The sequence below is a fragment of the Corynebacterium sp. CCUG 70398 genome (assembly GCF_024454055.1).
Classification (GTDB): domain Bacteria; phylum Actinomycetota; class Actinomycetes; order Mycobacteriales; family Mycobacteriaceae; genus Corynebacterium; species Corynebacterium genitalium.
The window spans coordinates 136,135-152,137 of the sequence record NZ_JAGPYZ010000006.1 but is presented as its reverse complement, the minus strand read 5'-3'; the positions used below and the strand labels follow the sequence as shown (position 1 = coordinate 152,137).

Annotated in this window: 17 protein-coding genes; 9 read left to right on the top strand and 8 right to left on the bottom strand. The window is 62.4% G+C overall.

Annotation, left to right across the window (positions count from 1 at the left end; translation table 11 throughout):
- Positions 1 to 261: 261 nt before the first annotated feature.
- The gene (locus KBX07_RS08325) at positions 262 to 1,257 is read right to left on the bottom strand and encodes a pseudouridine synthase (protein ID WP_305083420.1); all 996 of its coding nucleotides are present in this window, start codon (positions 1,255 to 1,257) and stop codon (positions 262 to 264) included.
- Here KBX07_RS08325 and KBX07_RS08320 point away from each other — a divergent pair.
- The 4 genes from KBX07_RS08320 (at position 1,256) to KBX07_RS08305 (ending at position 3,490) form a co-directional block, all read left to right on the top strand.
- Positions 1,256 to 1,402, top strand: a complete 147-nt coding sequence (locus tag KBX07_RS08320; protein ID WP_005287921.1) for a hypothetical protein — start codon at positions 1,256 to 1,258, stop codon at positions 1,400 to 1,402. The genes KBX07_RS08325 and KBX07_RS08320 overlap by 2 nt on opposite strands.
- Positions 1,403 to 1,459: 57 nt before the next feature.
- Positions 1,460 to 2,356: a universal stress protein gene (locus KBX07_RS08315; RefSeq protein WP_256023744.1), complete on the top strand. Its 897-nt coding sequence runs from the start codon at positions 1,460 to 1,462 to the stop codon at positions 2,354 to 2,356.
- 127 nt (positions 2,357 to 2,483) lie between these two features.
- Positions 2,484 to 2,753 carry a GlsB/YeaQ/YmgE family stress response membrane protein gene (locus KBX07_RS08310; protein WP_005287926.1) on the top strand — a complete coding sequence of 90 codons (270 nt, stop codon included), beginning with the start codon at positions 2,484 to 2,486 and terminating at the stop codon, positions 2,751 to 2,753.
- A gap of 119 nt (positions 2,754 to 2,872) precedes the next feature.
- Positions 2,873 to 3,490 carry a TetR/AcrR family transcriptional regulator gene (locus KBX07_RS08305; RefSeq protein WP_255995828.1) on the top strand — a complete coding sequence of 206 codons (618 nt, stop codon included), beginning with the start codon at positions 2,873 to 2,875 and terminating at the stop codon, positions 3,488 to 3,490.
- On the opposite strand, the gene yidC is transcribed toward KBX07_RS08305, so the two are convergent.
- Positions 3,429 to 4,598: a membrane protein insertase YidC gene (gene yidC / locus KBX07_RS08300; RefSeq protein ID WP_256023742.1), complete on the bottom strand. Its 1,170-nt coding sequence runs from the start codon at positions 4,596 to 4,598 to the stop codon at positions 3,429 to 3,431. The two genes, KBX07_RS08305 and yidC, sit on opposite strands and share 62 nt — an antisense overlap.
- Positions 4,599 to 4,678: 80 nt before the next feature.
- Complete coding sequence (locus KBX07_RS08295) at positions 4,679 to 5,761, bottom strand: SGNH/GDSL hydrolase family protein (RefSeq protein WP_256023741.1); 1,083 nt, start codon at positions 5,759 to 5,761, stop codon at positions 4,679 to 4,681.
- 51 nt (positions 5,762 to 5,812) lie between these two features.
- On the opposite strand from KBX07_RS08295, the gene KBX07_RS08290 reads away from it, so the two are divergent.
- Entirely contained in the window at positions 5,813 to 7,069 is a 1,257-nt protein-coding gene (locus KBX07_RS08290) for a sensor histidine kinase (protein WP_255995825.1), read from the top strand.
- Positions 7,066 to 7,704, top strand: coding sequence for a response regulator transcription factor (locus KBX07_RS08285; RefSeq protein WP_005287943.1), 639 nt, complete (start codon positions 7,066 to 7,068; stop codon positions 7,702 to 7,704). The genes KBX07_RS08290 and KBX07_RS08285 overlap by 4 nt, the downstream gene beginning before the upstream one ends.
- Before the next feature lie 24 nt (positions 7,705 to 7,728).
- On the opposite strand, the gene KBX07_RS08280 is transcribed toward KBX07_RS08285, so the two are convergent.
- On the bottom strand, positions 7,729 to 8,364 hold the full coding sequence (locus tag KBX07_RS08280; protein ID WP_255998635.1) for a DUF6474 family protein: 636 nt from the start codon (positions 8,362 to 8,364) through the stop codon (positions 7,729 to 7,731).
- 57 nt (positions 8,365 to 8,421) lie between these two features.
- Here KBX07_RS08280 and KBX07_RS08275 point away from each other — a divergent pair, with 57 nt between their 5' ends.
- The gene (locus KBX07_RS08275) at positions 8,422 to 9,939 is read left to right on the top strand and encodes a TM0106 family RecB-like putative nuclease (protein WP_256023739.1); all 1,518 of its coding nucleotides are present in this window, start codon (positions 8,422 to 8,424) and stop codon (positions 9,937 to 9,939) included.
- Here the strand turns inward: KBX07_RS08275 and KBX07_RS08270 are convergent.
- The 3 genes from KBX07_RS08270 to KBX07_RS08260 form a co-directional block, all read right to left on the bottom strand.
- A complete protein-coding gene (locus KBX07_RS08270; protein WP_255995821.1) occupies positions 9,896 to 11,119 on the bottom strand; it encodes an MFS transporter in 1,224 nt (407 codons plus the stop codon). The genes KBX07_RS08275 and KBX07_RS08270 overlap by 44 nt on opposite strands.
- A gap of 284 nt (positions 11,120 to 11,403) precedes the next feature.
- A complete protein-coding gene (locus tag KBX07_RS08265; protein WP_005287955.1) occupies positions 11,404 to 12,006 on the bottom strand; it encodes a superoxide dismutase in 603 nt (200 codons plus the stop codon).
- An 89-nt stretch (positions 12,007 to 12,095) separates the two neighbouring features.
- Positions 12,096 to 12,440, bottom strand: coding sequence for an HPP family protein (locus KBX07_RS08260; protein ID WP_256023738.1), 345 nt, complete (start codon positions 12,438 to 12,440; stop codon positions 12,096 to 12,098).
- Between the two features lie 258 nt (positions 12,441 to 12,698).
- On the opposite strand from KBX07_RS08260, the gene KBX07_RS11445 reads away from it, so the two are divergent.
- Complete coding sequence (locus KBX07_RS11445; protein ID WP_256023736.1) at positions 12,699 to 13,265, top strand: CGNR zinc finger domain-containing protein; 567 nt, start codon at positions 12,699 to 12,701, stop codon at positions 13,263 to 13,265.
- Positions 13,266 to 13,307: 42 nt separating this feature from the next.
- A complete protein-coding gene (msrA, locus tag KBX07_RS08250) occupies positions 13,308 to 13,949 on the top strand; it encodes a peptide-methionine (S)-S-oxide reductase MsrA (RefSeq protein WP_256023734.1) in 642 nt (213 codons plus the stop codon).
- Here the strand turns inward: msrA and KBX07_RS08245 are convergent.
- Positions 13,946 to 15,889 carry an alpha/beta-hydrolase family protein gene (locus KBX07_RS08245; RefSeq protein WP_256023733.1) on the bottom strand — a complete coding sequence of 648 codons (1,944 nt, stop codon included), beginning with the start codon at positions 15,887 to 15,889 and terminating at the stop codon, positions 13,946 to 13,948. The genes msrA and KBX07_RS08245 overlap by 4 nt on opposite strands.
- Positions 15,890 to 16,003 lie beyond the last annotated feature (114 nt).

Genomic DNA, 16,003 nt, shown 5'->3' with positions numbered 1-16,003 from the left:
TCCGCCGCCGCCCACTTCGAACACCCCTCAAGCTCAACGAGCTCCTCGGCTAACCGCACCGCCTTGTCCTTGAACTCATCACTGAACTTCCTAGGCATGATCCAATCCTCCTCTAGAAACGATCGGAACTAAACCCAGGACACTTCAGAAACAAGCCATATGGTTAGGTAACCCGCCTTACTAGGACCCTTGTGAAGCAGTAACTATTAGTAGCTGAGCCTGGGCCATTATTTTTGCACTTCTTGAAGCGTCCGGTTGGTTCTAGGCCGTTGGCACCGGCAGTCCCGAGAACCCTGCTGCACTGAAGATCCGCTGAGCACCCGTCAGTGGATCGGTGAAAGCGAGCCCGACGGCCGCAAGCAGCATTGGCCGGGAGAAGTCTTCAGCAGACGCTGGCAGTAGCTCGGGATAGACAGGGTCCCCGTGAATGGGTGCGCCGGCAGCGTGCATCTGCACTCGGAGCTGATGGGTGCGGCCTGTTACCGGCTGTAAGAGATATCGGGCAGTACCTCCTTGCAACGGTGTGATGTCTGTGACGTATGTGAGTGAGTTCGGGATGGCATCTACGGTGATGGACGACGCCAGCTCACCCTCCCGCTTCACAATGTGGTGCTCCCAAACCAATGGCGAATTCGCTGACGGACGTGCGGGCAATGACGGGCCGATGTCGTCGGCCACAGCCTCATAAAGTTTGGCGACCGCCCGCGACGCGAAGAGTTGCTGGTAAGCGCCCCGCACGGAGGCCTTCTTGGTGAATAAGAGAAGGCCGGAGGTCATTCGGTCGAGGCGGTGCGCCGGCGTGAGTTCTTCGTTTCCCGTCGAACGGCGTAAACGCACCGTCGCGTTTTCGGTAATGTGTGATGCCCTGGGCATGGTGGCCAGGAACGGCGGCTTGTTCACCACCATGATGGCGTCGTCTTCGTAGACGACAGTTACCTCGAACGGCACGCGCGGCTCCGGGGCGGGGCGCCGGTAGAAGAAGACGTCCGTTCCTGCCCGTACTAGGTCACTGGGGGTGAGGGGGGTGCCGTCGATAAGCACGACCTCGCCCGCGGTGAAGCGGGATGTCACGGCGGACTCGTCGTCAAGCGGGTGGCGGTGGCGCTGTGTGGACACGAGATGCCAAATGAAGTCCCGGGCGACCCACGGCTCACCGTCCGGAACGCGGGCTCGCGTCGCGCCGAGGCCATCGCGCGGAGATAAAGGTTTACGGTTCCTCTTCCCAACTTCTGTCACATGTACTAACTTATTCCCCATGAATATTGATGCAATTCTGGGCCAACTGACGGCTTTCTTCAGCGAAGGTATCGGCAAGACGATCAAGGATGTCCTGTGGACGATCTACACCATCCTCTTCCCGGCTAACGCGGAACCGGCCCGTCCGATCGAAATCCCCAAGTAGACCGACCCCGCGGCGGTATGATGGGGGTGTCAGATAAGAACGAGGAAAGGCACCCTCATGAGCCGTGAAAATATGGTTGTCGTCGCCGTTGATGGTGGCGAACCGTCGAACAATGCCGTCCGTTGGGCGGCCAACACCGCTAACAAGCGCGGCGTTCCGCTGCGTCTCGCGTCCTCGTACACCATGCCGCAGTTCCTCTACGCCGAGGGCATGGTGCCTCCGCAGGAGCTGTACGACGATCTGCAGAACGAATGTCTGCGCAAGATCGCAGATGCCCGCGACATTGCTCTCGAGGTCGCTCCCGACATCAAGATCGGGCACACGGTTGCGGAGGGATCCCCGATCGACATGCTGCTAGATCTGTCGAAGGAATCCACGATGATCGTCATGGGTTCCCGCGGTTTGGGCGGACTTTCCGGCATGGTGCTGGGGTCAGTCTCCGCCGCAGTCGTGTCTCACGCTTCGTGCCCGGTCGTGGTCGTGCGCGATGACAACGCGGTGACGGAAGATACCAAGTACGGCCCGGTTGTCGTCGGTGTCGACGGCTCCGAGGTCTCCGTCAAGGCCACTCAGGTCGCCTTCGAGGAAGCGCAGGCCCGCGGTGCCGAGCTCGTCGCCGTGCATACCTACATGGATAATTCCTCCCCAGCCGCCGGCGCTATCGTCACCGAGGATCAACTGCAGCAGGTGGATCAGCAGCGGGCGAAGAAGCTTGAGGACGCATTGTCCTCCTTCTCTGCTGAGTTCCCCGATGTCGCAGTGCGCAAGGTGGTCACCCGCGACCGGCCGGTGCGCGCTTTGGTGGAGCAGGCGCAGGGCGCCCAGCTGCTCATTACCGGCTCCCACGGCCGTGGCGGCTTCAAGGGCATGCTGCTCGGGTCCACCTCGCGGGCGTTGCTGCAGGCCGCGCCCTGCCCGATGATGGTCGTGCGCCCGGAGAAACTACCGAAGTAAACAGGCAAAAGGTTGCAATGCCAGCCGAACCGTTATGGAACCGTGGGCCTTCTGTTGCCCACGGTTCGGTTTCTTTGGGCATAATAGGAAGTGGAAAGTTTAGGAATTTGTTAGAGAGGAATTTTTCATGACACCTACACTCGGTTTTCTCGGTTGGATCGTTATCGGTGGTATTGCTGGTTGGATCGCATCCATGATCATGAAGCGTGACGCTTCCATGGGCATCTTCGCCAACATCGCTGCCGGTGTGGTCGGTGGTCTCGTTGGTGGTTGGGTTCTGTCGCTGTTCGGCGTTGATGTTGCCGGCGGTAACTGGATCTTCTCCATGTTCACCTGCATCATCGGTGCGGTTATCGTCCTGTGGATCGTGAACATGATCATGGGTCGTCGCCGCTAATCACCCGTAAGAAAGAATGTGCTCCCGTCCGGTTGGGCGGGAGCTTTTTCGTGCCTGAAGCACCAAATCCTGCCACCAAACCTTTGAATGGACGTACCGGTTTGTCTATATTGAGTTAGGTGAGCAAGAAACAGCCGGCATCGCGTCGCCGCAACAGGCCCAGTCCCCGTCAGCGCCTGCTCGATGCCGCCACAAAATTGTTCACTGAAGAGGGCATCCGCGTCATCGGCATCGACCGCATCCTGCGTGAGGCGGATGTGGCGAAGGCATCGCTGTACTCGCTGCTGGGGTCGAAGGATAACCTGGTCATCGCGTACATTGAACGCCTTGATTCACAGTTCCGTGATCGCTGGGTCGAGCGCACTTCAATGATGATCGATGCCGACGAGAAAATTCTCGCCTTCTTCGACATGGCGATCGAGGAGGAGCCTGAGAAGGATTTCCGCGGCTCACCGTTTCTCAACGCCGCTGCCGAGTATCCGCGCCCGGAGACAGAGTCAGAACGCGACATTGTCGCCGCGTGCTTGGAGCACCGCCGCTGGATGCACTCCACAATGACGGAGCTGCTCAACCGGAAGAACGGTTACCCCTCGGAAGCGCAGGCGAACCAGCTGCTCATCTTCCTTGACGGCGGGATGACGGGTGCGCGCGTGAGCCGCACTGTAGCGCCGCTGATCACTGGTCGGGATCTGGCGCGTCAGATGCTGTCGGCTCCTCCGGCTGACTATTCGATCTAGTCTTCGCCTCGTCGCGTGCTTTCTTCCGCTCCTCCATCTCTGCTTTGCGCATGTCGGAGCGGACTTTGCTCTTTTCCTTCTTCAGGTTCTTATTTTCCGCTTTTTTATCCTTGAGTGCCTGCTTCTCCGCCTGCTTTTCTGCCTTGATGGTGCGGCGGACCTCCGGGAGCGTCGACGGGTGGGCGAGTGCCTGCAGGTTGCGGCTGCGGCGGGAGCGCTTCGCCTCCTTATTCTGCGCGTCGGCGCGGGCTTCCTCGACGTGGTCAAGGTGGTGCGGCTCGAGCGGGTACTTGCGGGTAAGCAGGTACCACATGATCGCTGTCTGGCACAGGGTCCACAGGTTGCTGATGAACCAGTACATCAACAACGCAATGGGGATCAGACCGGTCATGCCCACGAAACCGAGCATGACGGGTATCAGCAGCATGAGCCACCACATCAAGTCGTAGATGCGTACGGCCATGCGTTCGTTCCAGTCCATGTGCACGCGGCTGCGCAGCTGGGAGACGAACATGTTGAAGGTGGTGAAGATGATCGCGAAGATGAGCAGCGGAATGGCCACTGCGCGCACGTCGTCGCCGGTAGTGCCCAGCGCCGCGAACTGCTCCTGGCTCATGGACACGTACGCCGGCAGCGGCACGCCAAGGAAGGACGCTTCGAGGAAGCCGGCAATGTCATCAGGGTTGAGCAGGCCGATGTCGCTGCCCGTGCGGCCGTTCTCGGGGACGGACATCCAGATGAGTAGGCGGTACAGGCCCAAAATGAACGGCAGCTGCACCAGCGGCGGGATGCAGCCGGACAGCGGGTTGTACCCGTACTCCTTGTTCAGTTCCTTCAGCGCCTTCTCGTGCGCTGTGATGTCGTCCGGCTCCAGGGAGGCGCCGTAGCGTTCCTCGAGCGCGATTTGCTCAGGCCGCATCATGAGCATCTTGCGGCTGGATTTGAACGTCGACCAGTAGGACGGGACTAGCAGACCGCGCACGGTGAGCACGAGAAGGCAGATCGATAGCACCCACGCTGTGTCGGGAGCCACGTTGAACACATCCGCCAGTAACCAGTGCCACAGCTTCATCACCGCGGACACCGGGTAGACGAACGCTTCGAGCATGCCTCACTCTCCTCTACGTACCGAGGGTTGATTCTAGGCCATGCCCACGACGGTTCCTAAAACTTCGGTGCATTGGTGAACTACAGTTTCGCCAAGACATCCGCGATCGCTTCGGCCATTTGTTTCTGCCCGGTCGGTGTCGGGTGCACGGCAAAGGAGTCGGTTTCCTCACCGGTCAGGTCGGTCCAGCGCTCGCTGGCCGGCGCGCAGACGGAGTGGAAATCCGCGTTCGGTGGCATGACAAACAGTGCGCCGTTGCGGACTGCGGCATCGCGCACCATCGCGTTCATGGTCACGGTCAACCCGGCGGCCCAGTTCAACGTCCCGCTGGGTAGATCCGCCGTGCGCTCGCAATCGTCCTCCATGGACAGCAGCGGCATGTAACCGGTGGTGATGATCGTCGCGTTCGGGGCCTTCTCGTTGATGCGTGCGTAGATCGCGTCGAGACGTTTCGGCAGGTCGACGAGGGCGCGGGCGGTGTCGTCGTAAAGCCCCTCCTCGCAGTCGGCCTCGCCGCGGTCCTCGACCATGCCTGTGATGCAGCGGCTCCACGGCCCGAAGTGAATGTCGTTGCCGCCGATCGACAGCGTGATCAGGTCCGTATCCGGTTCGAGGGATTCAATCTGGGCGGTGATGGTGCTTGCGCCAGCATCCTCTGTCGTGGTGGCAGAGCTCGTTGCGGTTGTGCTTGTCGGCGTCGCAGTGCTTGTCGACGAACTCTCCGTCACCGTCGCCGAACCCGTTGCGGTGTCTTTGACCTCTGCGTCGAGGACGGGGACGGGGATGTCTGCGCCGGTGATGTCGCGGTCGGACAGGATGTGCTCGGTGGTGGAGCCTTGGCAGGTCGCATCGGTGAAACCGCGCTTGGCGTTGATGCCGCTGTAGAGTTTCGCCAGCTCATGCGGGTAGTTGTCTTCGCTGCGGGCGCAGAAGGCGGGGCCGACGAATGGCCCGGAGGCGGACCCCATCGCAGCATACGAGTCGCCCAGGGCCACGTAGTGGATGAAGGAAGACGGAAGGTCTGTCGGGTCGGCAGTGACGGTCACGGTGGTGGGCACCTCGACCGTGACGCGCTCAGACGCGGCGTCGCCGGACTCGGAGCAGCCTGCAAGAAGAAGGGGAATCACGGCGAGAATGGCGGCCAGCACGCGACGGGATGTCATGTGCATCATTCTAAGGCTAGAAACGTGGAAGCTCGGGGTACGCTCTTGCGCATGGTCTCCACGGTATCTGCGGAAAGCGGTCGGCCCGACCGGGTCGCCGGGCTGCCGGACAACCGCGCCCTGGACACGGGCATCGCCGCGCTGACAGTGGCGTTACTACTGGTCTCCCTGGGCGGGGTGTTCCGCATGCACATCAGCCAGGCGGTGACCCTGGTTTTGCTCATCATCACCTTCGGCGGGATCTACTCGTTCGGCGCGTTGCAGATGCGCCGCTGGAACGCCATCGCGCGGGTGCTGTGGATGCTCGCGCTGACGGCCGTGTGGGTCGCGGCGATGTTCTTGACCCCGGTGGCCGTCTACTGGGTGTTCATCCTGTTCTTCCTGTTCATGCGCGCGTTCAATGGCTGGTACGGCGTGGTCGGCGTCGTCGGGGTGCTAGCGATCTCCATTCTCGTGCAAATCCCGGATGGGCTCACCCTCGGCGGGGTGATGGGTCCCACCGTCTCGGCGCTGGTGGTCATCATGATCACGTACGCGTTCAAGGTCATTGCCCGGGTGAGTGCGGAAAGGGAGGCGCTCATCCAAGAACTCGTCGATACGCAAGAAGCGCTCGCACTCAAAGAGCGCGAGGCGGGCGTGGTTCAGGAGCGCCAGCGTCTCGCGCACGAGATTCATGACACGGTGGCGCAGTCGCTGTCGAGCATCCAGATGCTGCTGCACGCCGCTGAACGCGATCTGATGAGTACCGGGCTCGAGCGCGAGGCACTCGCCAGCCCGCTGCGCCGCATCGAAGTGGCTCGACATTCTGCCTCGGACAACCTGGCGGAAACACGCGCGATGATCGCGGCGCTCACGCCGGCGCCGCTGTCGGAGACCTCGCTTCCGGAGGCACTGGAACGGATCGCGGGATCGTTCGCGCAGGCCGGGGAGATGGACATCACCGTCGACGTGGACGGTCAGCCGCGTCAGCTGCCGATGCGCGTGGAGGCGGGACTGTTGCGGATTGCGCAGGGGGCGGTGGGTAACGTCGTCAAGCATTCGGGCGCATCGATGGCGCGGGTGACGCTGACGTTCGCACCGGATGAGGTGCGGCTAGACGTCGTCGATAATGGTCAGGGGTTCGATGTGGATGCGTTGCCGGAGCGTCCCAGCGGGCTCGGCCACCTCGGGCTCGACGCAATGCGCACCCGTGCCCGGGAGTTGGGCGGAGAGCTCATCATCGAGTCCGCGCCGTCAGGCTCCACGGCATTGTCGATCGTGGTGCCAGACGGTGATACTATCAATCGAAAGATTGAGGAGGAAGAATGATTCGTGTCTTGCTTGCCGACGACCACGAGATCGTCCGCCTTGGCCTGCGCGCCATCCTGGAAGAGGCTGACGACATCATCGTCGTGGGGGAGGTGGCGACTGCTGAAGGAGCTATCGCCACAGCTCAGGCAGGTGGAATCGATGTCATCCTCATGGACCTGCGCTTCGGCGCGGGCGCGCAGGGGGCACGGGTGACCACGGGCGCGGAAGCCACCCGCGAGATCCGCGCCTCCATGGAGAATCCGCCGAAGGTGCTCGTGGTGACCAACTACGACACCGACGTGGACATTCTCGGCGCGATTGAAGCCGGTGCTGTCGGCTACCTGCTCAAAGATGCCCCGCCCGCGGAACTCCTGGCCGCTGTGCGCTCCACCGCCAAGGGCGACCAGGCCATGTCCCCGATGGTGCGCGACCGGTTGCAAACCCGCGACCGCACTCCGCGCTCCTCGCTCACCCCGCGTGAACTCGAGGTGCTTCAGCTTGTCGCCGGGGGCTCCTCCAACCGCGAGATCGGCCAACGCCTCATGCTGTCAGAGGCGACCGTGAAGTCCCACCTCGTCCACATCTACGACAAGCTGGGCGTGCGCTCGCGCACCTCAGCAGTGGCATCGGCGCGCGAACAGGGAGTGCTGTAACTCGCAAGCTCGTTACAGCAGGGATTAGCGGAGGGTCTTTTCCTGGATCTCCGCGGTCAGTTTGTTGATGTCGCGGTCGATCGTCTCGTGAGCCAGGCGGCGCTGCGCGTCGTTCATCTGCTCGACATTGTTGACGGCGGCCTCGATCTCGTCGCAACGCACCTCGACATCGCGGCGGAAGTCGTCCTTGAGCGCGTCGTTATTCTGCGCCTGCGAACGGATCGCCTGCACGCGGCCCTTGAGCTCAGCGCCCTGGGTGGAAAAACGCGCCATCTCGTTGGCGGTCAGGCCAGCGGCACGTGCGCGGTCGTTGACCTTGTTCTGCTGGTAGGTGGTCAGTGCGCGGTAAGCGAGCGGGATGAGGATCGGCAGCAAAATGCGCGACGCACCGACCCACTGCTTGGCCTTCTTCTTGGTCAAGCCAGACTCCTGGATCTTCTTCAGCTCGTTCTTGGCCAGATTCTGCTCGTGCTTGCGCTTGCGCTTCAGGCCCTGCTTTTCCTCTTTCAGCAGGCGCTTTTCAGCCTTGTCCAGCAGCTTGGCCATGTGTTTGTCGTTTTTGGCTTCTTCCTTAGCCAGCTGGCGCGCCTTCGCCTCAGCGGCCTTGATTTCAGCCTTGGTCTTCGCGCGGGATTTGCGGATGGTTTCGAACAGTCCCATGAGTATCTCCTTAAATAACTTGTCCGGTTCAACTTTACCCATCTCTGGCCGTTAGGCTTGGTTTCCGTGAGCGAGGAAACGTCTTTGGTGCGGGCGAGTGACCTTGTCGGTTGCCGTTACCGCCTGCGCCAGCGCATCGCCCACCCCGAGATTCCGCCGCTGCCTGAGGCGGAGCGCCGCCAGCCGCTTATCGACGCCGGACGCGCCGCCGCATTCACCCTCTTGCCTGTCCGAAGAGCCATGGGGGATGGCCGCCGTAAACCCTTCTCGCGCATCGACATCGATCCCGCCGCAGATGTTTTCGCGGCAGAAGGTCACACCCGCGCAGCGCTGGCCAAAGGCGCCACCTTGATCACGAACGGCGCTTTGACCGGGACGATCGACGGGGTGCCGGTGGTGGCGGAGATCGACATCCTCGCCCGTCTTGAAGATGGGACCTACCTGCCCGTGGTGATTTCCAACCACCGCGTCGCCCGGTCGAGCCCATCGGCGACGCTGCGGTTCATCCCCACGCGCCGGTTGGGCCTGGGTAAGCCCCTTGAGGTCCGTGCCAAGCTGCGGCACCACACTATCGACGGGTACCGCGCTGCGCTCGCGCACATACTGCTTGACGACCTCGGATACGCCAGCGGGCAGGCCGCCGCCGTCGGCCAGGACCGCGAACGGGCCTACCTCACTGACGTGACCCGCTATGAGGAGGCGCTCCGCACCGCTCTTGCTTTGCCCACGCCCGACCGCCCGGTGCGCCTGAAACAGTGCGCGACCTGCCGGTTCTGGGAACTGTGCGAGCCGGAGTTGCTCGCAATGGACGATATCTCGCTCGTCTTTCCCGGTCAGCGCGCCGAACCGCTGCGTCTTAAGGGCTTGGAGACAGTCCAGGCCGTTATGGATGCTGATCTTGGCGAGTCCTCCCAGATCGCCCGCGCGTGGCGCGCCGGGATCCCAGTTCTCGCCCGCGACGACTTCGCCCCGCCTGCAGAACTGCGGGCTGATGTTGAAGTGGACATCGACATGGAGGCCTACCTCGACCAGGGTGCCTATCTGTGGGGCGCGTTCGACGGTCAGACGTATCGCGCCTTTTCCACGTGGGAAGAGGTCGGCCCGGATTCCGTGGCCGAGGAAAAGAACTTCGCGGCGTTCTGGAGCTGGCTCATGGGCCTGCGCGCGGCCGCTCACGCTGAAGGCAAGACTTTCCGGGCGTATTGCTACGCGGCGGGTGGGGAGAACCACTGGTTGATGGGGTCGGCGCGGCGGTTTGCGTCGATAAGCGAAAACGAAGTCCGCGACTTTATTGCTTCCGACGAGTGGGTCGACGTGTTCACGTGGGTGCGCCGCTTGCTGGTGGGCACGGACGGGCTAGGGCTGAAAGTGGTCGCGCCCATTGCCGGGTACGAATGGGCCGGCGATGTGGACGGGGAAGAGTCAGTGGCGCTGCGCCGTGAAGCGCGCACCGGGGACATGTCCGCGCGGGCGGCGCTGGAGCGCTATAACGAGGACGATTGCCGTGCCACTGCCGCCGTGCGACGGATGCTTATGGCTGGTGCGCCCGGGGTGCCGCGCCTTTCTTCACTGTGAGCGCGAGCCACACTGCGATCGCCGTGAGCGCCACGAGGAATCCAGCGACGACCCCGATGAAGCTCGGCCAGTCGAGGTACTGGAAGAGCCAGCCCGTCAACGCGCCGAGTGCCGACGATCCGACGTAGTAGAAGAACACGTACCCGCTCGAGGCTTCCGCCCTGTCGCGAGTTGCCACTTGGCCCACCCAGCCGGACGCCACCGAGTGCATGGCGAAGAAGCTGGCCGTAAACAGCAGCAACCCGACGAGCGTGACCCACAGGTTCGGGCTGATGAGGATGAGCGCGCCGATGAGCATGAGCACCGCCGTGATCACCATGACCCGGCCGCGCCCGGCGCGCTGCACGTAGTTGCCCGCGCGTGCCGACGACCATGTGCCCGACAAATACATCACGTAGACAAGCCCTGCCAGCGCCGGCGGGAGCCCGAAGTGCTCGATCGCCCGGAAGCCGAACATGTTGTAGACGGAGACGAACATGCCCATGCCCAAAAACGCGCAGGCGTAGAGGGCCACGAGGCGCCAGTCGGTGAGGTGGCGGGCGATAGCTGTCGCCTCGCTGGAGAAGTGCAGCGGTTTCGGCTCGAACTGCTTCTGGTTAGGCAGCAGTGCCCACATGATGCACGCGAACGTCAGTGCCGTGACCGCCCCGGCGAACAGGGCGGTGCGCCAGCCTGCGACCTCTAAGGTGAACGCGGGGACAAGGCGACCGATCAGCCCGCCGATCGAGTTGCCCGCCACGTACAGCCCCATCGCTCCGGCGGAGTCCTCGGCAGCGATTTCCTCCGAGATCCACGTCATCGCCACTGCCGGGGTGCCGGCGATGAGGCAACCCTGGATAAAGCGCATCGCGATGAGCTGCCCGCCTGTTTGCGCCAATGGCAAAGCAAGCCCGAGCGTGGTGGCGAGCAACGCTGAAATGATGAGCACCCTGCCGCGGCCGAACCGTTCCGAAAGGATCGACGCTGGCACGACGCAGAGCGCCAGTCCGCCGGTTGTTGCCGAGACCGTCAGAGCTGCTTGGCCCTCGGTCATGCCGAGCTCGTCAGTCAAGGTGGGCAGCAGAGCCTGCGTGGCGTAGAGCGAGTTGAAGATGGCGAGTCCCGCGAACAGCAGCGCGAACGAGGCGCGCCGGTACTCCGGTGTGCCTTTGCGTATGCCTGCTTGTCTGTCGGGTGCCATAGGTCCTATCCAACTACTCTTCGCCCGTGGGGTCTAATCCGGGCAGGTCAGGGCGTCGATAAGCAATTAAGCGCATTTAATGTTGCAAAAACCTTGCTTGTTTAGGTCAGCCTTACTTATAGTGAAAGGCGAGTTCGGAACTCCGCCGATCTCGTTGCGAAAATCAGGTTACGCACCCAGGCACCTCCAGCCCCGGGAATGCGTGAAGGGACCGCCACTTTCTGGGTAGTGGCGGTCCCTTTCAGCTTGAAGCGACTTTCGCGCTTCAAGCAGTCAAGCGATGATTAGGCGGAGGCCTTAGCGTAACGCTCGGCGACGTCCTCCCAGTTGACAACGTTCCAGAATGCCTTGGCGTAGTCGGCCTTGACGTTCTTGTACTGCAGGTAGAACGCGTGCTCCCACATGTCCAGCATGAGCAGCGGGGTGAAGTCAACGGAAATGTTGCCCTGCTGGTCAGTCAGCTGCTGGATGATCAGGCGGCCAGCGATGTGGTCGTAGCCCAGCACAGCCCAGCCGGAGCCGTGGATGGAGGTTGCAACGCCTTCGAACTGCTTCTGGAAAGCCTCGAAGGAGTTGAAGTCGCGGTTGATAGCCTCAGCGATCTCACCGGTCGGCTCGCCGCCACCGTTCGGGGACATGTTCTGCCAGAAGATGGTGTGGTTGGTGTGGCCACCCAGGTTGAACGCCAGGTTCTTGGACAGGGCGCGCAGCTTGTCCGGGTTAGCCTCGCCGTTGCGCTCCTCCTCGAGAGCCTCCAGGGCAGCGTTAGCGCCAGCGACGTAGTTCGCGTGGTGCTTGTCGTGGTGCAGTTCCATAATCTCAGCGGAGATGTGCGGCTCGAGAGCGTCGTATGCGTACGGCAGGTCAGGAAGCGTGTAGACAGCCATTGTTCTAATACCTTTCGTATGGGTGATTGGCTTACGTGGCCCATGATAGGGAAATTTCCCAGGGTGGGGGTCTGGGCCAGTTTGGGCGATCACCAAAAGTAGCTCGGGTACTCAGCTCCGTTGAGCCTATTTCCGGCCAGCCCAACGACGACAAGAACAACCGCGGCCAACAGTGCGAGGGCAACGAAACCCACGTTGGTATCCACGCTCACTCCGAGGACAGCAGTAGCCGCTGCGGGGGAGTGGGGCATGCGGGCGGCCATCATGGCTCCGAGAGCCAAGCCGCCAGCCAAAGCGCCAAGCCATAGGGAATCTCCGAAGAGTCCGACCAGAACTCCCACCAATGCGCTGAGGGTCTGGCCACCTACGACATTTCGTGGCTGAGCAAGGGGGAGATGCGGAACCCCCATGATCAAGGCCATGGATGCGGCCATGGGAGGAATGAGCCATGGATGCCCTGAGGCGGCAGTGAGCGCTGCGAGAACTCCTAGCGCTGCGCAGCTTGAAAGGGTTGAAACGGCAATGGTGCGGATCGGGGGGCGAGGCGGGGCTGCGGTAGTGAACATAGTATCTCCAATTAATGGCAAGGGCATTAGGGTGATCCCAACATTACTGGAATTAATGGGAATGCCATTAGTTATATTCACGTTAGTCTTGGCGTAGCGGTAGATTCCGCACGACAGGAGGGTGAAGTGAAGACTCAGTACGTAGTAGACGGCGCCCTAGTCCGCCCACTTGAGCCTGCGGCGACCCGATTCCTTAGTTCCCGGTTTTATGACGGCCGGGAGCTAGTCGATGCGTTGGCAACCAAGGAAACGGCGCGGAATTGGTTCAGAGCCATGTCGCAAGAGTTGGGCGTTGCGGACGTTGGTGGGATCGATGCTGAACAACTGGAACAGCTGAGGAGCGCAAGGGTTAAAATCTCGGAAGCTTACGATGCGGCACTAGCGGGCGACTCTCCGCGGGCGGCGAAGGCGTTTAATTCCCTCGCGAAAGAAGTGAACATTGCTCCGAGTTTCTCCGGAACAAGTGGAACCTTTGATGTGCATCTCGCCCACGGTGCTGACCGTTTAGATGATTTTCTGGCGGAGGTCTTTCTATCGGCAGTTGATGTGATCACCGAACCGGAGTTTTCCAGACTGCGAAAGTGCGACGGGCCCCATTGCGTCCTCTATTTCACCCAACTGAGGAGTGGACAACAGTGGTGCAGCAACACGTGCGGCAACAGGGCACGTGTCGCTCGCCACTCCCGAAAGTAGCTGGGCGGGAATCTTCCGCGGCGCACAGCCGTTATGAAAGACATGGCATTCTTCTTCGGACGCGCCCCTGAACTCACCGACCCGGATCGGACTCTGCCCGGCCGCCCGGACCCGGTCCTGAACAACCCGCGCCCGCACGCTGTGCTGGGCACGCCGATCACCGGCCCGTGGCGTGAGGGACAGAAACGCCTGCTCATCGGCATCGGCTGCTTCTGGGGTGCAGAGAAAATGTACTGGGAGACCCCCGGTGTGGAGTCCACGTCCGTCGGCTACGGCGGCGGCGTGACCCCGAACCCGACCTACCGCGAAGTGTGCAGTGGGGCCACCAACCACGTCGAGCTGGTCGAGGTGGTCTACGACCCGGAGCAGATCAGCCTGAAGGAACTGGTCAGAATGGCGCTCGAGGCGCACGACCCGACGCAGGGCTACCGCCAGGGAAATGACGTGGGCACCCAATACCGCTCTGCGTTCTACACCGATACTGAAGAAGAGGCGGGGCAGATCCGCCAATGGGTGACCGAATACGGCAAACAGCTCGAGCAGGCCGGCTTCGGCGCCATCACTACCGAGGTCGCGGCCCGGCAGGACTACTACCTCGCTGAAGACGAGCACCAGCAGTACCTGCACAAAGTTCCGAACGGCTACTGCCCGCACCACTCCACGGGCGTCGCCTGCGGAATCTAGTTAGGCGCGCCCGACACCTCGGTGAATGCCTGCCGCGCCGACTCGGCAGCCTGGCGGGCACCTTCCTTCGCCGCGGAGGCAGAGGTGGCGCGGATGCGGGTGGAGTCCTTGTGGATCCACTCGGAGATCGCCGCCAGCTCCTGGTCAGAGAAGCCGGCATCCAAGACAGCGTTCCAGTAGGCCACGGTCTCATCGTGGTACTGGTGGCCGTGTCCGCCGGGCGGGTCCTGGGAGGTCAACTGGTCCACGCCGATCTGCCACCAGGTGATGAATGGCACCCAGCGCATGTTCTGCAAAGTGTCCACATGCATCGCCTCCGGTGCGCGCTCACCGCGGGAGCCGGGCTCCTTCAGCCAATCCGGCGCCCTGAACAGCAGGGTCAGGTCCCACCAGACGATCGGGTCGGACGCGTGCTGGGCGAAGACGGCGCGGGGGAACTCCCACTCGTTGTCGTACTCGGAACCGTCGAACGTCTTCTCCAGGTGGTCGGGGTGGGCAGTGAAGCGCACGCTGCGGCCACCGTCGACAACCGGCACGCGCTGCGGGGAACCTTCGTCGCGGTTCTGGGTCAGCTGAGCGTGGGTCTTGGTGAAGCCAGGCGCACCGGTGAACACCCCACCGTCGACATTGGCACGGAACTCCTCGAGGTTCTCAAAAGCGTCGGCAAGCCCGTAGGCGCCGAGCGATTCGCCGCCGAGGTAGAGCTTCGGCCGCTCGTCTTCCGGCATGGCGTCGATACGCTCCTTCACCGCGCCAATGAGAATCTTCGCGCTGCGCACCGGCACCTCGCGGTCAGAGGCGTAGGAGTAGGCCGACGGCATGAACGAGTACTGAATCGCCACGATGGCGCTGTCACCGCGGTTCAAGAACTCGAACCCGGAGGTGTGGAAGTCATTGATCCAGCCCGTGCCGGCCGAGGACATCACAGCGATGGACTTCCGCGACCACGCATCAGTGCGGTCCATCTCGCGCAGCACCATCTTGGCTTGCTCCTCCGGCGAGCGGTCCTTCAAACCGATGAAGATGCGGATCGGTTCCTTCACCTCGCCTCCGAGCACCTTCTTCAGATCAGCCGAGCGCGGCCCGCCCGCAACGACGGCGCGGCCTTGGCGGCCCAGGTACTTCCAACGTTCAAGAGATGCCGGGGAGCCGGAGCGTTCCTTCTCCCGCGGCTTGGTCGCGCCGGGGAGGAATTCGCGGTTGAGCTCGTCGGCGTTCTGGTAGGCCTTGCTCAGCACAGCCCGGACGACCACCTTGTCGGTGAGCAGCAAGCCGGCCGCACCCAGGGCAGTGATCGCCAGCGGCCAGGATGCCGCGGACGGCAGAACACGGCCGAATTCCTTGTTCAGCCGATCCACGGTGACCTGGATGCCTTCACCAACCAGCAACAGCACGCCATAACCGATGGAGCCGACACCAATGCCAGCCAAGGTCTGCAACGGTCCAAGCTTGGTCTCGTTTTCTACGAGGCTTTCGTGCTCGGGACGTCGATAAGCAGCGGTCGCGTACGCGATGACCGTTGCCGCGCCCATGACCAGCTGCACTGGCACCGCGGTGCGCTGGCGGAAGCGGCGCGGAGCCTGCCAGCCGACCGACTCGCTGGCGTTGGCCACGAAATTCGCCAGCCCGACACCGACCGTGTGCCCGGCTGCCTGACAGCCCGCAACATTAGCTGCGGTCACCCACCATGGGTGAGGCAAAAGAGATGGGGAGATGGCCAACCACGTCGCGGCTTCGGCCCCGATGATGCCCGTGGCGAAGTTGTCCGGCAGGCGGCGCAGACCCGCCATGCGGACCACCGGAGTGAGGTCCGCGAGGATCTGAACTGCATAAATCGGGACACGCACCGCGTGGTTGCGGCGCGGCCACAGCTCCTTCACCGTCGACGTGAGGCGGTCGCGGAAGGACCCGAGAGAATCCTTGAGTGGCTCAACCATCATGCGGTCCATTGTGACAAAAGATACTAACTCGAGGTGAACTCTCAGTAATCTTTGCGGTAATCAACCGTCTGGGGGTTCGCCCACAGCGCGCGGAGGCCTATTGTCTTCCAGTGG